11 protein-coding genes are annotated in these 16145 nt (G+C 74.4%); 6 read left to right on the top strand and 5 right to left on the bottom strand.

Annotated features, from left to right (window positions below; genetic code table 11):
- Positions 1-18 precede the first annotated feature (18 nt).
- The 3 genes from OHS17_RS23590 to mce form a co-directional block, all read right to left on the bottom strand.
- Positions 19-957 (bottom strand): hypothetical protein, encoded by a 939-nt coding sequence (locus tag OHS17_RS23590; protein ID WP_018102607.1) that lies wholly within the window; start codon positions 955-957, stop codon positions 19-21.
- A 185-nt stretch (positions 958-1142) separates the two neighbouring features.
- Positions 1143-4940, bottom strand: coding sequence for a polarized growth protein Scy (gene scy, locus OHS17_RS23595; RefSeq protein WP_330313761.1), 3798 nt, complete (start codon positions 4938-4940; stop codon positions 1143-1145).
- 132 nt (positions 4941-5072) lie between these two features.
- Entirely contained in the window at positions 5073-5501 is a 429-nt protein-coding gene (gene mce / locus OHS17_RS23600; protein WP_330313762.1) for a methylmalonyl-CoA epimerase, read from the bottom strand.
- Positions 5502-5635: 134 nt separating this feature from the next.
- On the opposite strand from mce, the gene OHS17_RS23605 reads away from it, so the two are divergent.
- From OHS17_RS23605 to OHS17_RS23620, 4 genes are all read left to right on the top strand, one after another.
- Complete coding sequence (locus OHS17_RS23605; protein WP_161211169.1) at positions 5636-6838, top strand: acetyl-CoA C-acetyltransferase; 1203 nt, start codon at positions 5636-5638, stop codon at positions 6836-6838.
- A 32-nt stretch (positions 6839-6870) separates the two neighbouring features.
- Positions 6871-7830, top strand: coding sequence for a methylmalonyl Co-A mutase-associated GTPase MeaB (gene meaB / locus OHS17_RS23610; protein ID WP_330313763.1), 960 nt, complete (start codon positions 6871-6873; stop codon positions 7828-7830).
- A gap of 119 nt (positions 7831-7949) precedes the next feature.
- Positions 7950-10382: a protein kinase domain-containing protein gene (locus tag OHS17_RS23615; RefSeq protein WP_330313764.1), complete on the top strand. Its 2433-nt coding sequence runs from the start codon at positions 7950-7952 to the stop codon at positions 10380-10382.
- A gap of 197 nt (positions 10383-10579) precedes the next feature.
- Positions 10580-12814 (top strand): protein kinase domain-containing protein, encoded by a 2235-nt coding sequence (locus OHS17_RS23620; protein ID WP_330313765.1) that lies wholly within the window; start codon positions 10580-10582, stop codon positions 12812-12814.
- A gap of 166 nt (positions 12815-12980) precedes the next feature.
- On the opposite strand, the gene OHS17_RS23625 is transcribed toward OHS17_RS23620, so the two are convergent.
- Positions 12981-13349: a PepSY domain-containing protein gene (locus OHS17_RS23625; RefSeq protein WP_330313766.1), complete on the bottom strand. Its 369-nt coding sequence runs from the start codon at positions 13347-13349 to the stop codon at positions 12981-12983.
- Between the two features lie 125 nt (positions 13350-13474).
- Between OHS17_RS23625 and OHS17_RS23630 the strand changes: the two genes are divergently transcribed.
- The gene (locus tag OHS17_RS23630; RefSeq protein ID WP_330313767.1) at positions 13475-14134 is read left to right on the top strand and encodes a response regulator transcription factor; all 660 of its coding nucleotides are present in this window, start codon (positions 13475-13477) and stop codon (positions 14132-14134) included.
- Entirely contained in the window at positions 14131-15582 is a 1452-nt protein-coding gene (locus OHS17_RS23635) for a sensor histidine kinase (RefSeq protein ID WP_330313768.1), read from the top strand. Before OHS17_RS23630 ends, OHS17_RS23635 begins: the two co-directional genes overlap by 4 nt.
- 5 nt (positions 15583-15587) lie before the next feature.
- Here the strand turns inward: OHS17_RS23635 and OHS17_RS23640 are convergent, their stop codons facing one another.
- Positions 15588-16055 (bottom strand): MarR family winged helix-turn-helix transcriptional regulator, encoded by a 468-nt coding sequence (locus OHS17_RS23640; protein ID WP_018102598.1) that lies wholly within the window; start codon positions 16053-16055, stop codon positions 15588-15590.
- Between the last annotated feature and the right edge of the window lie 90 nt (positions 16056-16145).

Genomic DNA, 16145 nt, shown 5'->3' on the forward strand with positions numbered 1-16145 from the left:
GGGTGCTGCTCCCCGGGGTCAGCGGGTCTGCTGGGCCGGGACGCCGCGGGAGGCGGGCTCCTCGTCGGCGGGGGTGCCGGCGGCGGCCACCGCGGCACCGGTCAGCGTCGCCAGCATCTCGCGGACGTTGGTCAGCTGCGCGTTGATCGAGTCGCGGCGGTTGGTGAGGGCCGCGAGCTCGCGCTCCGACTCGCTGCGGATGCGGTCGGCCTTCGCGTTGGCGTCCGCCACGATGTCCTCGGACTGGCGCTGCGCGGTCTCCACCGTCTGACGGGCCCGGCGCTCGGCGTCCGTACGCAGCTTCTCGGCCTCCAGGCGCAGCTGCTCGGCGCGGTGCTCGATCTCGGCGAGACGCTTCTCGGCCTTGGCCTGGCGGGACGCGAGGTCGCGCTCCGACTGGTCGCGGCGCTTGGCGAGGTTGGTCTCGAAGTCCGCGGCGGCCTGGGCGGCCTTGGCGCGGGTCTCCTCGAAGAGGGCGTCGGCCTCCTCGCGCTTCTGCGCCGCGTCCTTCTGCGCGTCGGCACGCAGCGCGGTGGCCTCACCCTTGGCCTTGTCCACGATGCGCACACCGTCGTCCTCGGCCTTGGCCTTGCGTTCGGAGGCGAAGGTCTCGGCGTCGTTGCGCACCTGCTGGGCGGCGGACTCGGCGAGCTCGCGGTGCTGCTCGGCGGCGCGACGGGCCTCCTCGCGCAGGTCCTTCGCCTCCTCCTCGGCCAGACGGAGGATCTTCTCCACACGCGCGCCGAGACCCGCGTACGACGGCTCCGCGTCGTTCACCTGGGCCTGGGCGTTCTGCGTTTCGAGGTGCAGCTCCTCGATGCGCTTTTCCAGCGATGTGATGCGGGCGAGAGCACTATCACGGTCGGCGACGAGCTTGGTAATGCGGTCATCCACCTGACCGCGGTCGTAACCACGCCGCACGAGTTCGAAGCCGAAGGGGGAGGAAGGGTCACTCATGGGGTTCCTGTCGAAGTGAGACCGGTGAGGTGATAGAAGGAATCCTAGGGGCCGGAACGGCGTGTCATCGAGCAGATGCCGGTTTGATCTGCAGAATGACACCCCTTTTGAGTGGCTGACCCCCGTAACCCTTGCCACTCGGACGAATGACGGTCCATGCACAACCACGGACGACGGCCGGTCGGCTACCCATCGGACTGCTTGCCACTCGATCGAGTGCCCGCCGCGGCCCCGGCCTTGACGCCGGTGGCCGGTGCGGAGCCCCCGCCCTTACCGCCCGCCGCAGGGGTCTCGAAAGACTCCAACGCCTCCAGCACGTCCTGGACACGGGAGATCTCCGTGTTGATGTCCTCGCGCCGGCGGACCAGGACCTCCAGCTCGTGCCGGCCCTCGTCCACCACCCGCTTCGCCTCCGCCTCGGCGTCCGCCCGCAGCTTCTCGGCCTCGCGCACCAGGCTGGCCTTCTTCTGCTCGGCCTCCTTCAGCAGCGACTCGGCCCGCTTCACGGCGGCGATCCTGACCTTGCTCGCCTCCGAATTGGCGTCCGCCAGCAGCTCCTTGGACTTCGCCGCGGCCTCCTCGCGCTGCTCGGTGGCGGCCTTGATCAGCTTGTCGACGCGCTCGCCGACCGTCTTGACCTGCTCCGCCGTCTCCCGGCGCGCCCGGTCGTGCAGCTCCTGGACCTCGGTCTCCGCCCGGGTCTTCAGCTCCTCGGCCCGCTCCCGGATCTGCGTCGCGTCCCGGCGCGCGCCGACCAGCAGCTCGTCCGCGTCCGTCCGGGCCCGCTCCACCAGCGAGTTGCCCTCGACCGTCGCCTCGGAGGTGATCCGCACGGCCTCCTTGCGCGCCGCGCCGACCATCGTGTCGGCCTGCTCCTCGGCCTCCGTGGCCGCGCGCAGCGCCTCCTCCTGAGCCTTGGCGATGAGCTGGTCCGCCTGCTCCGCCGCGTCCGCCCGGCGCTTCGACGCCGCCTCGCGCGCCTCGTCCAGCAGCCGGTCCGCCTCCTGGCGCGCCTCGGCCCGCATCTGCTCGGCCGCCGCCTCCGCGTCCGCCCGCAGCCGCTCCGACTCCTCCCGGGTGCGCGACGCGTGCTCCTGCGCGGAGCCCACCGTGGCCGAAGCCTCCGCGCGCATCCGCTCCGCGTCGCCCGCCGCCTCGTCCACCGTCCGGGCCGCCTGGCGCTCCGCGTCCGTGCGCAGCCGCTCGGACTCCGCGGTCGCCTCGGACACCAGCAGGTCCGCCTGGGCCGCCGCCTCGGTCCGCATCCGGTTGGCGTCCTCGCGGGCCTCCGCCCGGCTGCGCGCCGCGTCCTGCTCGGCGGACGCCAGCGCGTCCGACGCCTCGGTGCGCATCCGCTGGCTGTACTCGGCGGTGTCCGCCCGCAGTCGCTCGGACTCCGCGATCGCGTCGGAGACCGTACGCTCCGCCATCGCCTTCGCGGCGTCCGTCTCCTCCTTGGCCACCTGGCGGATGCGCGAGGCGTCCTCGCCCGCCCGCTCCCGCTCGGCGTGCGCGTCGGCCCGCAGCCGGTCGGCCTCCTCCTGGGCCTCCGACTTGGTCCGCTCCGCGACGTGCTCCGCCGTCGAGCGCAGCCCGGCGATCTCCGCCTCGGCCTGCTCCTGGAGCCCGCTGACCGAGTCCCGCACCTGCTGGGCGGTCTGCTCGGCCGCCGCGACCAGCTCGGCCGCCCGGGTCTCCGCCTCGCCGGTCAGGCGCTGCGCCTCGGCCTGCGCCTCCTCGACCCGCTTGCGCGCGGAGGCCAGCAGCTCCTCGCTCTGCTCCCGGGCGCGCTCGCGCTCCTGGTTCGCCTCGGAGCGGGCCGCGTCCAGCGTCTCCTCGGCCTCGCGCCGGCGCCGGTTCGCCTCCTCCTGGGCGGCGGCCAGCGCCTCGGCGGCCTCTGTGCCGACACGCTCAGCGGCCGCCGCGGCCTCCGAACGCAGCCGGTCTGCGGTCTCCTGCGCCTCGGTCCGCAGCCGCTCCGCCTCGGTGGCCGCCTCGGTCCGCAGCCGTACGGCGACGGCCTCGCCCTCCGCACGCGACTGCGAGGCGTCCGCCGCGGCCTCGTCGCGCAGCCGCTGGGCCTCGGCCTCCACCTGCTCCTGGAGCGTCCGCAGCCGCTCGGCGGACTCCGCGCGCAGCCGCTCGGACTCCTCACCGGCCTCGCGCCGGATGCGCTCCGACTCCGCACGCGCCTCGCCCAGCGCCTGCTCGGCGGCGGTGACCCGGGACTCGGCCTCGTCCTTGAGCCGGGTCAGCTCACCGGCCGCCTCCGCCTGCCGGGCCGCGACGGCGAGCTCGGTCTCCTCGCGCAGCGCGGCCGCCGCCTCCTCGGCAGCGGTCCTCGCCGCCTCGGCCTGCTCCTCGGCCTCCGTACGCAGCTGCTCGGCCTCGGCGCGGGCCCGGTCGAGCGCGTCCTCCGCCTGCTTGCGCAGCACGGCCGCCCGCTCCGTGGCCTCGGTCCGTACGCGCTCGCCCTCGGCCGTCGCCGTACCGCGCAGCTCCTCCGCGTCGGCCTTGGCCTTCGAGAGGAGCTCCTCGGCGGTCTTCGCGCCCTCCTCGATCTGCTGAAGGGCCTCGCGGCGGGCCTCGCCCCGGATCCGCTCGCCCTCCGCGACCGCCTCGGCCCGCAGCTGCTCGGCCTCACCGCGCAGCCGGCGCGCCTCCTCCTGGAGCTCGACCGTCTTGGCCCGGTACTCCTTGGTGTCGTCCTTGGCCGCGCCTTTGAGCTGGTCGGCCTGCTCGGCCGCCTCGCCGCGCAGCCGGTCCGCCTCGGCCTCGGCCTCGCGGCGGATGCGCTCGGCCTCCTCGCCCGCCGCCCTGGTCGCCGCCTTCGCGTCCTCGGACGCCTTGGTCAGGATCTCCTCGGCGGACCGGGCCGCCTTCGCGAGCTGGGCCGCCGCGTCCTCGGCGGCGGCGGTGCGCGCGGCCTCGGCCGCCTCCGAGCGCAGCCGCTCGGCCTCGCCGCGGGCGTCCGCCAGCGCCTGCTCGGCCTCCGCCTTGAGGGACTCGGACTCCTTGGTCGCCTCGCCGACCAGCCGGGCGATCTCCGTCTTGGCGGTCCGGGTGCGCTGCTCGTTCTGCGACTCGGCGGACGCCAGCCGCTTGACCGCGGCCTCCTTGGCCTCGGCGAGGACCTTCTCGGCCTCCAGGCGCGCCTCGCGCAGCCGGGTCTCGGCCTCCTGCATGCGCTGCTCGGCGGCCCGGTTCAGCTCGGTCGTCTGCTGCCGGGTCTGCTCGGTCTCCGCGGTCGTCGTCAGCCGCAGCTGCTCCGCGTGGCTGGTGGCCTCCTGCGCCTGGCCGGCCGCGGCGCTGAGCATCCGCTCCGCGTCCTTGCGGGCCCGCATCAGGATCGACTCCGCCTCGGCCCGGGCGGACTCCGCCTCGGAACCGACGCGCTGACGGGTCTCCTCGGCCAGCCGGGCGGCCTCGGCCCGGGCGGTGGCGAGCGCCTGCTCGGCCTCGGCCCGGGACTCCTCCATCAGTCGGCGGGCCTGCGACTCCGTCCGGGCCCGCAGCTGCTCGGCCCAGGCGACGTTCTCGTTGACGTGGGACTCGACGGTCTGGCGGCGCTCCGCCAGCTCCTGGTCGAGCTGCTGGCGGCGCTGGACCGCCTCGTTGTGCAGCTCGGCCTGGAGGCGGGCCTGGTGCTCGGCGTGCTCCTGGAGGATGCGCTGAGTCTGGGCGCGGGCGTCGCGCAGCTCCCGCTCGGCGTCGCTGCGCAGCTGCTCGGCCTGGACCTGGGCGTTCCGGAGCAGCTGCTCCGCCTGGTAGCCGATGTCCGCGCTGTCGTAGGCGGGACGCATCGCCAGACTGCGCCGGGCCTCGTGCAGCTTGGCGCGCAAGACCTCGACCTGGTAGCCGAGGTCCTCGGCGTGCTGGACGGCCTTCTCCCGGTCGGTCCTGAGCCGGTCCATCTCGGCCTCGAACCGCGAGAGATGGTCGTCTTCAGCTCGGTGGCTCTCCTGGCGTTCGTAGCCCCGCACTGCGCGGTCCCATCCTTCCCCGAGCTCTCAACGTTCGGGGAATGGTGACAGATCAACGGCTGGGGACGCGGCGCGCCCCCGACCCGGCCCCGGCCCGGAAGAGCCCACTCTACCGGGCGGGTATGGCTGGGGTCAGTGCTCCTTCTTCGCCGTGACCAGTTCGGTGAGGACGCCGTGGCAGTCCTTGGGGTGGAGGAAGGTGATCCTGGACCCCATCGAACCCGTCCTGGGCTCGTCGTACAGCACCCTGACCCCCTTCTCGCGGATGTCCGCGGCGTCCGCGTCGACATCCGCCGTACCGAAGGCGATGTGGTGCACACCCTCCCCGTTCCTGGCCAGCCATTTGCCCACGGCCGAGTCCTCGCGGGTGGGCTCCAGGAGCTGGAGGTAGGAGGCGCCGCCGTCGGACGTATCGTTGATCTTGAGCATGGCCTCGCGTACGCCCTGCTCCTCGTTGACCTCGGAGTGGAAGACCTCGAACCCGTAGGTCGAGCGGTAGAACTCGACGGTCTTGTCGAGGTCGAAACAGGCGATCCCGATGTGGTCGATTCGCGTCAGCATGGGGACAGTGCAGCGTGCTCCCGACGGTTACGCAAGGTGCGCGCGATCACACTCGCGGGCGGATGACGGGGCGGGTACCGCTCAGTACATTCAAGTAAACCCTCGTTCACATCTACTCCAAGGGGCTGTGCCTCATGTCAGGAACGACCGGTACCACCTCCGTGATCGTCGCGGGCGCGCGGACGCCCATGGGCCGGCTCCTCGGCTCCCTGAAGACCTTCTCCGGCGCGGACCTCGGCGGGATCGCCATCAAGGCGGCGCTGGACCGGGCCGGAATCGGCGGCGACCAGGTCGAGTACGTGATCATGGGCCAGGTGCTCCAGGCCGGCGCGGGCCAGATCCCCGCCCGCCAGGCCGCGGTCAAGGCCGGCATCCCGATGAACGTCCCCGCGCTCACCGTCAACAAGGTGTGCCTCTCCGGGCTCGACGCCATCGCCCTGGCCGACCAGCTCATCCGCGCCGGTGAGTTCGACGTCGTCGTGGCCGGCGGCCAGGAGTCCATGACGAACGCCCCGCACCTGCTCCCCAAGTCCCGCGAGGGCCACAAGTACGGCGCGATCGAGATGCTCGACTCGATGGCGTACGACGGTCTGACCGACGCCTACGAGAACATCCCGATGGGCGAGTCCACCGAGAAGCACAACACCCGCCTCGGCCTGGACCGCGCCGCGCAGGACGAGATCGGCGCCCTCTCCCACCAGCGTGCCGCCGCCGCCCAGAAGAACGGCCTGTTCGAGGCCGAGATCACCCCGGTCGAGATCCCGCAGCGCAAGGGCGACCCGGTCCTCTTCTCCAAGGACGAGGGCATCCGCCCCGAGACCACCGCTGAGTCCCTGGGCAAGCTGCGCCCGGCCTTCGCCAAGGACGGCACGATCACCGCGGGCACCTCCTCGCAGATCTCCGACGGCGCCGCCGCGGTCGTCGTCATGAGCAAGGCCAAGGCCGAGGAGCTGGGCCTGGAGTGGATCGCCGAGATCGGCGCCCACGGCAACGTGGCGGGCCCGGACAACTCGCTCCAGTCGCAGCCGTCCAACGCCATCCGGCACGCCCTGAAGAAGGAGGGCATCGGCGTCGAGGACCTGGACCTCATCGAGATCAACGAGGCGTTCGCGGCCGTCGCCGTCCAGTCCATGAAGGACCTCGGCGTCACCCCGGACAAGGTCAACGTCAACGGCGGCGCCATCGCGCTCGGCCACCCCATCGGGATGTCCGGCGCCCGCGTGGTGCTGCACCTGGCGCTGGAGCTGAAGCGGCGCGGCGGCGGCACCGGTGCGGCGGCGCTGTGCGGCGGCGGCGGTCAGGGCGACGCGCTGATCCTGCGCGTGCCGGGCAAGTAGAGCGGTACGGGAACGAGCGGAACGGAGCGGTGATGGTGGACGTCCCCACCCTGGTGGAGCAGGCCCGCGCGGGCGGACCCCGGGCGGTGGCCCGGCTCATCTCCCTGGTGGAGGGGGCCTCGCCGCAACTGCGCGAGGTGATGGCGGCACTGGCGCCGCTGGCCGGCAGCGCGTACGTGGTCGGCCTGACCGGTTCGCCGGGCGTCGGCAAGTCCACGTCGACGTCGGCGCTCGTCTCCGCGTACCGGAAGCAGGGCAAGCGGGTCGCGGTGCTCGCCGTCGACCCGTCCTCGCCGTTCTCCGGCGGGGCGCTGCTCGGCGACCGGGTCCGGATGTCGGACCACGCCTCCGACCCGGGCGTCTACATCCGCTCCATGGCGACCCGCGGCCACCTCGGCGGCCTCGCCTGGGCGGCCCCGCAGGCGATCCGGGTGCTGGACGCGTCGGGCTTCGACGTGATCCTGGTGGAGACCGTGGGCGTCGGCCAGTCAGAGGTGGAGATCGCCTCGCAGGCCGACACCTCGGTCGTCCTCCTCGCCCCCGGCATGGGCGACGGCATCCAGGCCGCGAAGGCGGGCATCCTGGAGATCGGCGACGTGTACGTGGTCAACAAGGCGGACCGGGACGGCGCGGACGCCACCGCCCGCGAGCTCAACCACATGCTGGGCCTCGGGGAGTCCCGGGGGCCCGGCGACTGGCGGCCGCCGATCGTGAAGACGGTCGCCGCCCGGGGCGAGGGCGTCGACGAGGTGGTCGAGGCCCTGGAGAAGCACCGGGCGTGGATGGAGGAGCGCGGGGTCCTCGGCGAACGCCGGGCGGCCCGCGCAGCCCGCGAGGTCGAGACCATCGCGGTCACCCGCCTCCGCGAACGCATCGGCTCCCTGCACGGCGACCGCCGCCTGGACGCCCTGGCCGAACGCATCGTGGCCGGCCGCCTGGACCCGTACGCGGCGGCGGACGAACTCGTGGCGGGGCTGACGGGCGAGAGCTGACGGCCCCTCCCGGGACGCGGCGTGCGGGCCGCGCCCCGGGAGGACCCGTACATGCCTCAACTCCCTTGCCCCCGTGGCAGGATGGCCGCCGGTCATGCGCACGAGGGGGGAAGTGCCACATGCTCGGTCCGCTCAGGGACGACTCGCCCAGGGCCATCGGCCCGTACACGATCCGGGCCCGGCTGGGCGCGGGCGGCATGGGGGAGGTCTTCCTCGGTGACCGGGGCGGCTCCACCGCGCCCGTCGCCGTCAAGACCGTCCGGCGCGACGTGGCGCGGGACCCCGGCTTCCGCGACCGCTTCCGCCGCGAGATCACCGTCGCCCGGTCCGTCACCGGCCCCCACCTCGCCCCGCTGCTCGACGGGGACGCCGACGCCGACGTGCCCTGGCTCGCCACCGCCTACGTGGCCGGTCCGACGCTCTCCGCCGCCGTGCGCGGGGCGGGCGCGCTGGACGAGGCGGAGGTACGGCTGCTGGGCGCCGGGCTCGCCCGCGCGCTGGCGGCCGTGCACGCGGCGGGGATCGTGCACCGGGACGTGAAGCCGGGCAATGTGATGCTCGCCGCCGACGGGCCCCGGCTCATCGACTTCGGGATCGCCCGGGACACCGGCGCCACCCCGCTCACCACGACCAGCCGGATGGTCGGCAGCCCCGCCTTCATGTCCCCGGAGCACGTCGCGGGCAGCGGACGCGTCGTCCCGGCCTCCGACGTCTTCTGCCTCGCCTCCGTGCTCTGCTTCGCCGCAACCGGCCGCGACCCCTTCGGCGACGGGCCCGTGGCGGCCGTCCTGTACCGCGTCAAATACGTCGAGGCCGACCTCGCGGACGTGCCGGACGGGCTGCGCGCGGTCCTGGAGGACTGCCTCACCGCCGACCCGGCCGCCCGCCCCACCGCCGCCGCCCTCGCCGAACGGCTGACCCCTGGCGCCGCCTCCGGCTGGCCCGCCCCGGTCGGCGCGCAGATCGCGGAGTACGGCCGGGAGCTGGCCCGGGTCACCGCGCTGGACGGCCCCCTGCTGCCCGGCTACACGCCCACCGAGGCGGCCACCGGGAGCCGGGCCGCCGCCCCGCCCCGGCCGCCCGACCTCGTGCACCTCGCCCCCACTCAGGGCCCCGGCCTTCCCGTGCCCGCGCGCCGCCCGAGGCGGGGTCTCGGGGCCGCGCTGGTGGCCCTGGTCCTGCTGGGGGCGGCCACCGGCGGATACCTGGGGTGGCGCGAGCGCGGCGGCGGTGCGCCCGGGACGGCGCCGATGGTGGCGGGCGTGGGCGAGAGGGGCGGCCCGGACGCGTCGGGGACCGTCCCGTACGGCCGTGACGTACGCCCCACCGGCTGGAAGAAGCCGTGGCGGGGCGCGTTCGCGGAGCCCCCGCTCGGCTGCTCGACGGGCCGGGACGTGCTGGTGTGCCGGCTGCTCGACGGCACGTACGAGGGGCTGTCGGCCGCCGACGGGCACCACCTGTGGACGTTCGACTCGGGCCAGGAGATGTCCGGCCGGCAGGCGGGCTACGGGCCCAGCGGCGCGTTCTTCATGCCGGCCGGGGCCACCCTGCCCACGGTCTACGACGACACCGTCCTGCTCGCCATCGGCGACCGCCTCCACGCGCTGGACGCCCGTACGGGAAAGGGGCGCTGGGAGACCAGGGCGGGCGCGGCCCTGTCCCTGGAGAGCGCGCCGCTGGTCGTCGGCGACCTCGTCTTCGCCGCCGCCTCGGCCTCCGGAGGGGCCGAACTCGCCGCGTACGACCGGAGGACCGGCACCGAGAAGTGGCGGAAGCGGCTGGCGGACGAGGACATCGCCATGGCGCAGAAGGGCAACTTCTGGCCCGTCGCCACGGACGGCGAGGTGGTGTACGCGATCGGCCTGGAGGGCCCGAAGGCCTTCCGCCCCGGGGACGGCCGGCTGCTGGGCACGGCCGGGGGCGACGCCACCCAGAAGTCCACGAACTCCGGCTGCGCGGACCTCCGGGTGCGCGGCGCCTCCGCCTTCTGCCCCACGTTCACGCCCAACGACGAGGGGAACTCCGGCTTCGGCGAGGACGTCGCCGTGCTGCGGTTCACGGCCGGCGACCTCAGGCCCGCGGGGCGGCTGAAGCTGGACGCCGGACTGGTCTCCGGCGCCACGCTGGCCGCCGTCGACGACCGGGTGCTCGTGCTGAGCAGGGGCGACGAGTACGTGGAGAGCGTGCCCGACGAGATCGACGTGGTGAGCCGGGCGGACGGCCGCACCCTCGGCCGCTTCCCGGTGACGGTCCACCCCGAGGAGGGAACGAGCAACCCGGTCTCCGCCCCGCTGATCGTCGCCGACATCGTGGTCTGGGCGGACACCTCGACGCTCTACACGGTGCCGGTGCGCCCCGACGGCACGCTCGGCCCCCTGAGGAAGACCGAGGTCCCCGGCGCCCCCGGCCCGAGCGCCACCCCCGACTACGACCGGGCCCAGGGCATCGAATTCGGCAAGGAACTACTGGCGCCCCGGCTGCTGCCCGTGGGCGGCGTGGTGCACCTCGTGTACGACGACGGCACGGCGGTCTCCGTACGCCTGCCGGACTGAACCGCCCCTAGGGCCTTTCCTTTGGATCAGGCTGGGCTCGCAGGGCGTGGCACGCACGTCTGCGGCGTTGTCGTCGGTTGCCAACGCTCCGCGTTGTCGCCCTCCTCAGCCTCGCAGCCACACGCACCACGCCCCGCTCCCTGATCCAGCCTGATCCAAAGGAAAGGCCCTAACCCCCGCACCGAGGAGAGCGCACTGTGATCCAGCCGCTGCCGCCCGGCCGGGCCCGGCTGACCGGGCCGTACCAGCTGCTCGGGCTGCTCGGCGCGGGCGGCATGGGCGAGGTGTTCCTCGCCCGTCCCGCGGCCGGCCCGCCGGCCCTCGTCGCCCTCAAGACCGTCCGCCCCGACCTGGACCTGGACGACGGCTTCCGGGTCCGCTTCCGCCGCGAGATCGCCGCCGCCGAGGCCGTCCGCAGCCCGCACACCGCCGCGCTCGTGGGCGGCGACGCGAGCGCCCGGCTGCCGTGGCTGGCCACCGAGTACGTCCCGGGACCCTCGCTCGCCGAGGCGGTGGCCCGGGGCGGACCGCTCCCCGAACCGGTGGTCCGGGCCCTCGGCGCCGGTCTGGCCCTGGCCCTCGCGGACATGCAAGCCGTACGCGTCCTGCACCGCGACCTGAAGCCGGGCAATGTGCTCCTCGGGCCGGACGGGCCCAAGGTCATCGACTTCGGGATCGCACAGGCGTTCGACGCCACCCAGCTCACCCGTACCGGCGTCGTCGTCGGCAGCCCCGGCTACATCTCGCCCGAGCACGTCAACGGCTCCCGCGCCCTGGTGCCCGCGTCCGACGTGTTCTGCCTGGGCGCGGTGCTGGCGTTCGCGGCGACGGGGCGCGGGCCGTTCGACGACTCGGACATGGCCGCCGTGATCTTCCGGATCTCGCGGGGCGAGGCCGAGCTCTCCCGCGTACCGCCCGCCCTGCGCCCGCTGATCGAGGCGTGCCTGCGCACCGACCCGGCGGCCCGGCCCACGCCCGCCCGTCTGGCGGACCTGCTGCTGCCGGAGCGGCCCGCGCCGGGCGCGTTCCCGTGGACCGCTGCGGTACGGGGGCAGCTGGCGGCCCACGCGGCGGCGGCCGACGCCTGCGCACGGGCGGTGGCACCGCCCCCGGCCGCCCCGCCACTCCCGCCCCACCACCCGGCGTTCGCCCGCACCCCGGTCGTGCCGGTGGCGGTGCCGGGGGCCCGGAAGGGCGGCAGGCGGCTGCGGCTCGGGCTCGCCGCGCTGGCGACGGCGGCGTGCGTCGCGCTGGGCGCGGTGCTCCTCCCGGGGCTCCTCTCCGGTGACGACGGGCCGGACGACGCGTCCGGGGCCACCCGGCCGACGGCGTCCGCCGGGGGCGCCGGCCAGGTCGTCTTCCCGGGCGCGGATCCGGGCCGTACCGGTGACTTCGGCACGGCGGCGGCCGATGTCTCCACCCGCCCGGAAGGCTGGCGGGCCTGGCACGCCCAGGTGGACGACGGCCCGGTCGCGTGCGTGTACGCCGGTACGTCCGTGGTGTGCGCGGGCCCCCGCCGGATCACCGCGCTCGCGGCGGCGGACGGCAAGCGGCTGTGGCGCGGCGCGCGAACGGCGTCCGGATCCACCTCGGTGGCGGCGGTCCTGGACGGCACGGTGTACGCCTTCGAGGGCGGCGCCCTGGTGGCGCGGGCGCTGTCCGACGGCGCCGAGAAGTGGCGCGAACCGCTGCCGGACGGGGTGGCCGCGGCGGACTCCGTGCAGTCGGGCGACACCCTGTACTACGCCACGAAGGCGCGGGGCGCCGCGACGGGCCGGCTGACCGCGCGCCGCTTGACCGGTGACCGCGCCCGCCTCTGGGACAAGGAGTGGCGGGAGCCGTCCGACACCCCCGAACTCCTCCTGGCCGACGGCCGCCTGGTCGCGGCGGGCGACGCGGTGACGGTCCTGAAGGCGTCGGACGGGTCCCGCGTCGCGGAGTCCGGAACCCCGTGCCGCACCCCGGCCCTGAAGGGGAGCAGGCTCCTGTGCCCTGGCCCGGACGGCCTGGCGGTGGCCGACGTGACGTCCCCCGGAAAACGGCGCACCCTCCTCCCCGGCGTGGACCTCGCGTACCGCCCCGCCCTGGCGTCCGACGGCACGGTCGTGGTCAGCAGCCGGAACAGGATCTTCGGGGTGGACCTGGCGTCCGGCGAGACGCGGTGGTCGACCTGCGACTGCGACGACGCGATGGCCCAGTCGGGCGCCCCGTTCATCGTCGGCGACCGCGCGATGATCGTGCAGGGCTACGGTCCGGGGGCCGTACCGCTCACGTCGGAGGGCGAGGTCCTGCCGAGGGGCGGCGAGGTCAAGGGCTGGCCGAAACCGGCACTCGAACGCTTCGACCCGGCGACGGTGTCCTTCGTCGCCCAGGGCGACACGGTGCTCGCCGGCTTCGAGAACGGCACGGTCCTGTCGGCGTACGCGCCGTGACCCTGGCCGTCGCGGGGGCGCTGCCCCCACACCCCCGCTCCTCAATCGCCGGAGGGGCTCACAGGTAGCCTCGCCGGCGTTTGAGGCGCGGGGTCCGGGGCAGCGCCCCGGTTTCGGGAAGGGGCGGGGAGGGGAAAAGGCCCGCCGCAGGCGCCCCGCTCCGGGATCAGCCCCCCGTCGCCGCCCTCACCGCTTCGTCCAACGACACGACCCCACCCCGAGGCACCCCGCGCCCGTCCTCGTCCCGGTCCACCCGGCTCCCGACGACCTTCCCGCTCCCCGCATCCACCGTCACGTCATGCCACACCTTGTCGGAGCCGTACACCTCCAGCTCCCAGACCAGCCGCCCGTCCTCCTCGTCGAGCTCCGCCTCCGTCACCGTGCCGGGCACGGCCTGCGCCCCGGCCTTCGCCCCGGCCGGAACCCGCGCGGGCGCGGCCCGGTCGTCGTCACCTCCCACGGCGACCGCCGCGCCGGCGGCCCCACCCCCGATCAGCACCGCCGTCACCACACCGATCACGATCTTCCGCTTCATGAGGGTTCCTCCCGGAATCGATAAGAATCACCGAACTGAGACGCCCCCACACTGCCCACGCCACCCTGAACGCAGCCTGAAGCCACCTGAAACCGTCTTCAGCTTCCGTTTGGGACGCTGGGCGCATGCGCCTGTTGATCGTGGAGGACGAGAAACGGCTGGCGATCTCCCTGGCCCGGGGGCTCACCGCCGAGGGATTCGCCGTGGACGTCGTGCACGACGGGGCCGAGGGCCTGCACCGGGCGACGGACGGCGCCTACGACCTGGTGATCCTCGACATCATGCTGCCCGGGATGAACGGCTACCGCGTCTGCGCCGCCCTGCGCGCCGCGGGCCACGACGTACCGGTGCTCATGCTGACCGCGAAGGACGGCGAGTACGACGAGGCGGAGGGCCTGGACACGGGCGCCGACGACTACCTGACCAAGCCGTTCAGTTACGTGGTGCTGGTCGCCCGGGTCCGCGCCCTGCTGCGCCGCCGGGGCGGCACCGGCTCGCCGGTGGTCACGGTGGGGGCCCTGCGCATGGACACCGCCGCCCGCCGCCTGCACCTCGGCGGCGAGGAGATCGCCCTGACGGCCAAGGAGTTCGCCGTGCTCGAACAACTCGCCCTGCGCGCCGGTCAGGTGGTGAGCAAGGCGGAGATCCTGGAGCACGTCTGGGACTTCGCGTACGACGGCGACCCGAACATCGTCGAGGTGTACGTCAGCACCCTGCGCCGCAAGCTCGGCGCGGCCGCCATCCGCACGGTGCGGGGCGCCGGTTACCGGCTGGAGGCGCTGTGAGGTCGGTACGGGCCAGGGCCGCGCTCGGCGCCACCGTGGTCGTCGCCCTGGCCCTGGGCGCCGCCGGGCTCGCCGTCCTGCTCGTTCTGCGCGCCAATCTCACCGACCAGGCGGGCCTCCAGGCCGAGGTGGCGGCACGGGAGGTCGCCGGACAGCTGGCCCTCGGTGTGCCGTACGCCGAGCTGGACACGGGTGACGAGGAGGAGCACCCGGTCCAGGTCACCGACGAGGACGGGCGCGTGGTCGCCGTCTCCAAGGAACTGGAGTCGATATCCGGCACCGGCACGGACCGGGTCGCCGCGTCGGGGACGGCCGGGGCGGGCGACGACGACCACGAGGACGACCGCGACGGCGACGACCCGGGCCGCGGCGAGGTCTCCACGGACGAACCGGACTTCGGCAACGGCACCGCCACCGTGGACGGCGACCGCGCCGACTACCGGTTCGCCGCGGTCGAGGCGACGGACCCGGCGGGACACACCCTGACCGTCCACGCGGGCGCCCCGCTCGCCGCCGAGCGGCGGGCCGTGGACAGCGTGCGCTCGGCGATGCTGGCCGGGCTGCCCGTGGTGCTCCTGGTGGTCGCCGTGGTGACCTGGCTGGTGACCCGGCGGGCCCTGCGCCCGGTGGAGGGCATCCGGCGCGAGATGGCGGCGATCACCGCGTCCGAGGACCTGGCCCGGAGGGTGCCGGAACCGGGCTCCCGTGACGAGGTCGCGAGGCTGGCCCGTACGACCAACGAGACCCTCGCCGCGCTGGAGGAGTCCGTCGGCCGGCAGCGGCGCTTCGTGGCCGACGCCTCGCACGAGCTGCGCAGCCCGATCGCCTCGCTGCGCACCCAGCTGGAGGTGGGCGCCGCGCACCCGGAGCTGCTGGACGTGCCGGGCGCGGTCGCCGACACCGTACGCCTCCAGGCACTCGCCGCGGACCTGCTGCTGCTGGCCCGGCTGGACGCGGGGGAGCGGGCGGGGCTCACGCGGCTCGACCTGGGGGCGCTGGTCCGCGAGGAGGTGTCCCAGCGCGTCGGCGACCGCGTCCCGGTCACGGTGTCCGTGAGTGACGACGGCCTCGACGTGACCGGTTCGCGCGCCCGCCTGGCCAGGGTCCTCGGCAACCTGCTGGACAACGCCCAGCGGCACGCCGTGCGTTCGGTGTCCGTCACGGTGGCCCGGGACGCGGGAGAGGTGCTCGTCGCCGTGACGGACGACGGGGCCGGGGTGCCGGACGCGGAGCGCGAGCGCGTCTTCGAGCGCTTCGTCCGCCTGGACGAGGCGCGGGCCCGGGACGACGGCGGGGCGGGCCTGGGCCTGGCCATCGCCCGAGACGTGGCCACGCACCACAGCGGCACCCTCACGGTGTCGGGAGCCCGCTTCGAACTACGGCTGCCCCACCCGGGGGCGCTGCCCCCGAACCCCCGCTCCTCAATCGCCGGAGGGGCTTACAGGTAGGCCCTCTACCGCTGCCCCCGCAAATGCTCCGCCACCGGCGTCAACGCCGCCCGCAGTTCCGCCAGCGCCTCCGGCGACAGCAGATCCATGAAGTGCTTGCGGACCGAAGCGACATGGTGCGGCGCCACCCGCCGCATCGTCTCCGCCCCCTCCTCGGTCAGCACCGCGTACAACCCCCGCCGGTCCGACTCGCAGTTCTCGCGCCGCACAAGACCCGCGCTCTCCATGCGCGTGATCTGGTGCGACAGCCGGCTCTTGGACTGCAGGGTCGCCCCCGCGAGGTCGCTCATCCGCATGCGGCGGTCGTCCGACTCCGAGAGGTTGACGAGGATCTCGTAATCGTTGTTGGTCAGCCCGAACGGCTGGAGGTCCTTCTCCAGCTGGTGCATCAGCAGCCTGCTGACGTCCAGGTGGGTGCGCCAGGCGCACTGCTCGGCGTCGCTCAGCCAGCGGGTGGCCGTCTCGGTCTCCATGTATGGATTCTACCTAAGAAGTTGAAAGCCGGACGAAGTGTGAAGGTGTGACACCCGGCACCGCACCACCCGCACGGGCGGCCCGCACCG

The sequence above is a fragment of the Streptomyces sp. NBC_00523 genome (genome assembly GCF_036346615.1).
Taxonomy (GTDB): Bacteria; Actinomycetota; Actinomycetes; order Streptomycetales; family Streptomycetaceae; genus Streptomyces.

What these genes read in the sequence shown, in the direction of transcription:
- OHS17_RS23625 (WP_330313766.1), bottom strand. Translation starts at nt 13,349, where the DNA reads ATGAAGCGGAAGATCGTGATCGGTGTGGTGACGGCGGTGCTGATCGGG.
- meaB (WP_330313763.1), top strand. Translation starts at nt 6,871, where the DNA reads ATGGTGGACGTCCCCACCCTGGTGGAGCAGGCCCGCGCGGGCGGACCC.
- OHS17_RS23605 (WP_161211169.1), top strand. Translation starts at nt 5,636, where the DNA reads ATGTCAGGAACGACCGGTACCACCTCCGTGATCGTCGCGGGCGCGCGG.
- OHS17_RS23630 (WP_330313767.1), top strand. Translation starts at nt 13,475, where the DNA reads ATGCGCCTGTTGATCGTGGAGGACGAGAAACGGCTGGCGATCTCCCTG.
- OHS17_RS23590 (WP_018102607.1), bottom strand. Translation starts at nt 957, where the DNA reads ATGAGTGACCCTTCCTCCCCCTTCGGCTTCGAACTCGTGCGGCGTGGT.
- OHS17_RS23615 (WP_330313764.1), top strand. Translation starts at nt 7,950, where the DNA reads ATGCTCGGTCCGCTCAGGGACGACTCGCCCAGGGCCATCGGCCCGTAC.
- OHS17_RS23640 (WP_018102598.1), bottom strand. Translation starts at nt 16,055, where the DNA reads ATGGAGACCGAGACGGCCACCCGCTGGCTGAGCGACGCCGAGCAGTGC.
- mce (WP_330313762.1), bottom strand. Translation starts at nt 5,501, where the DNA reads ATGCTGACGCGAATCGACCACATCGGGATCGCCTGTTTCGACCTCGAC.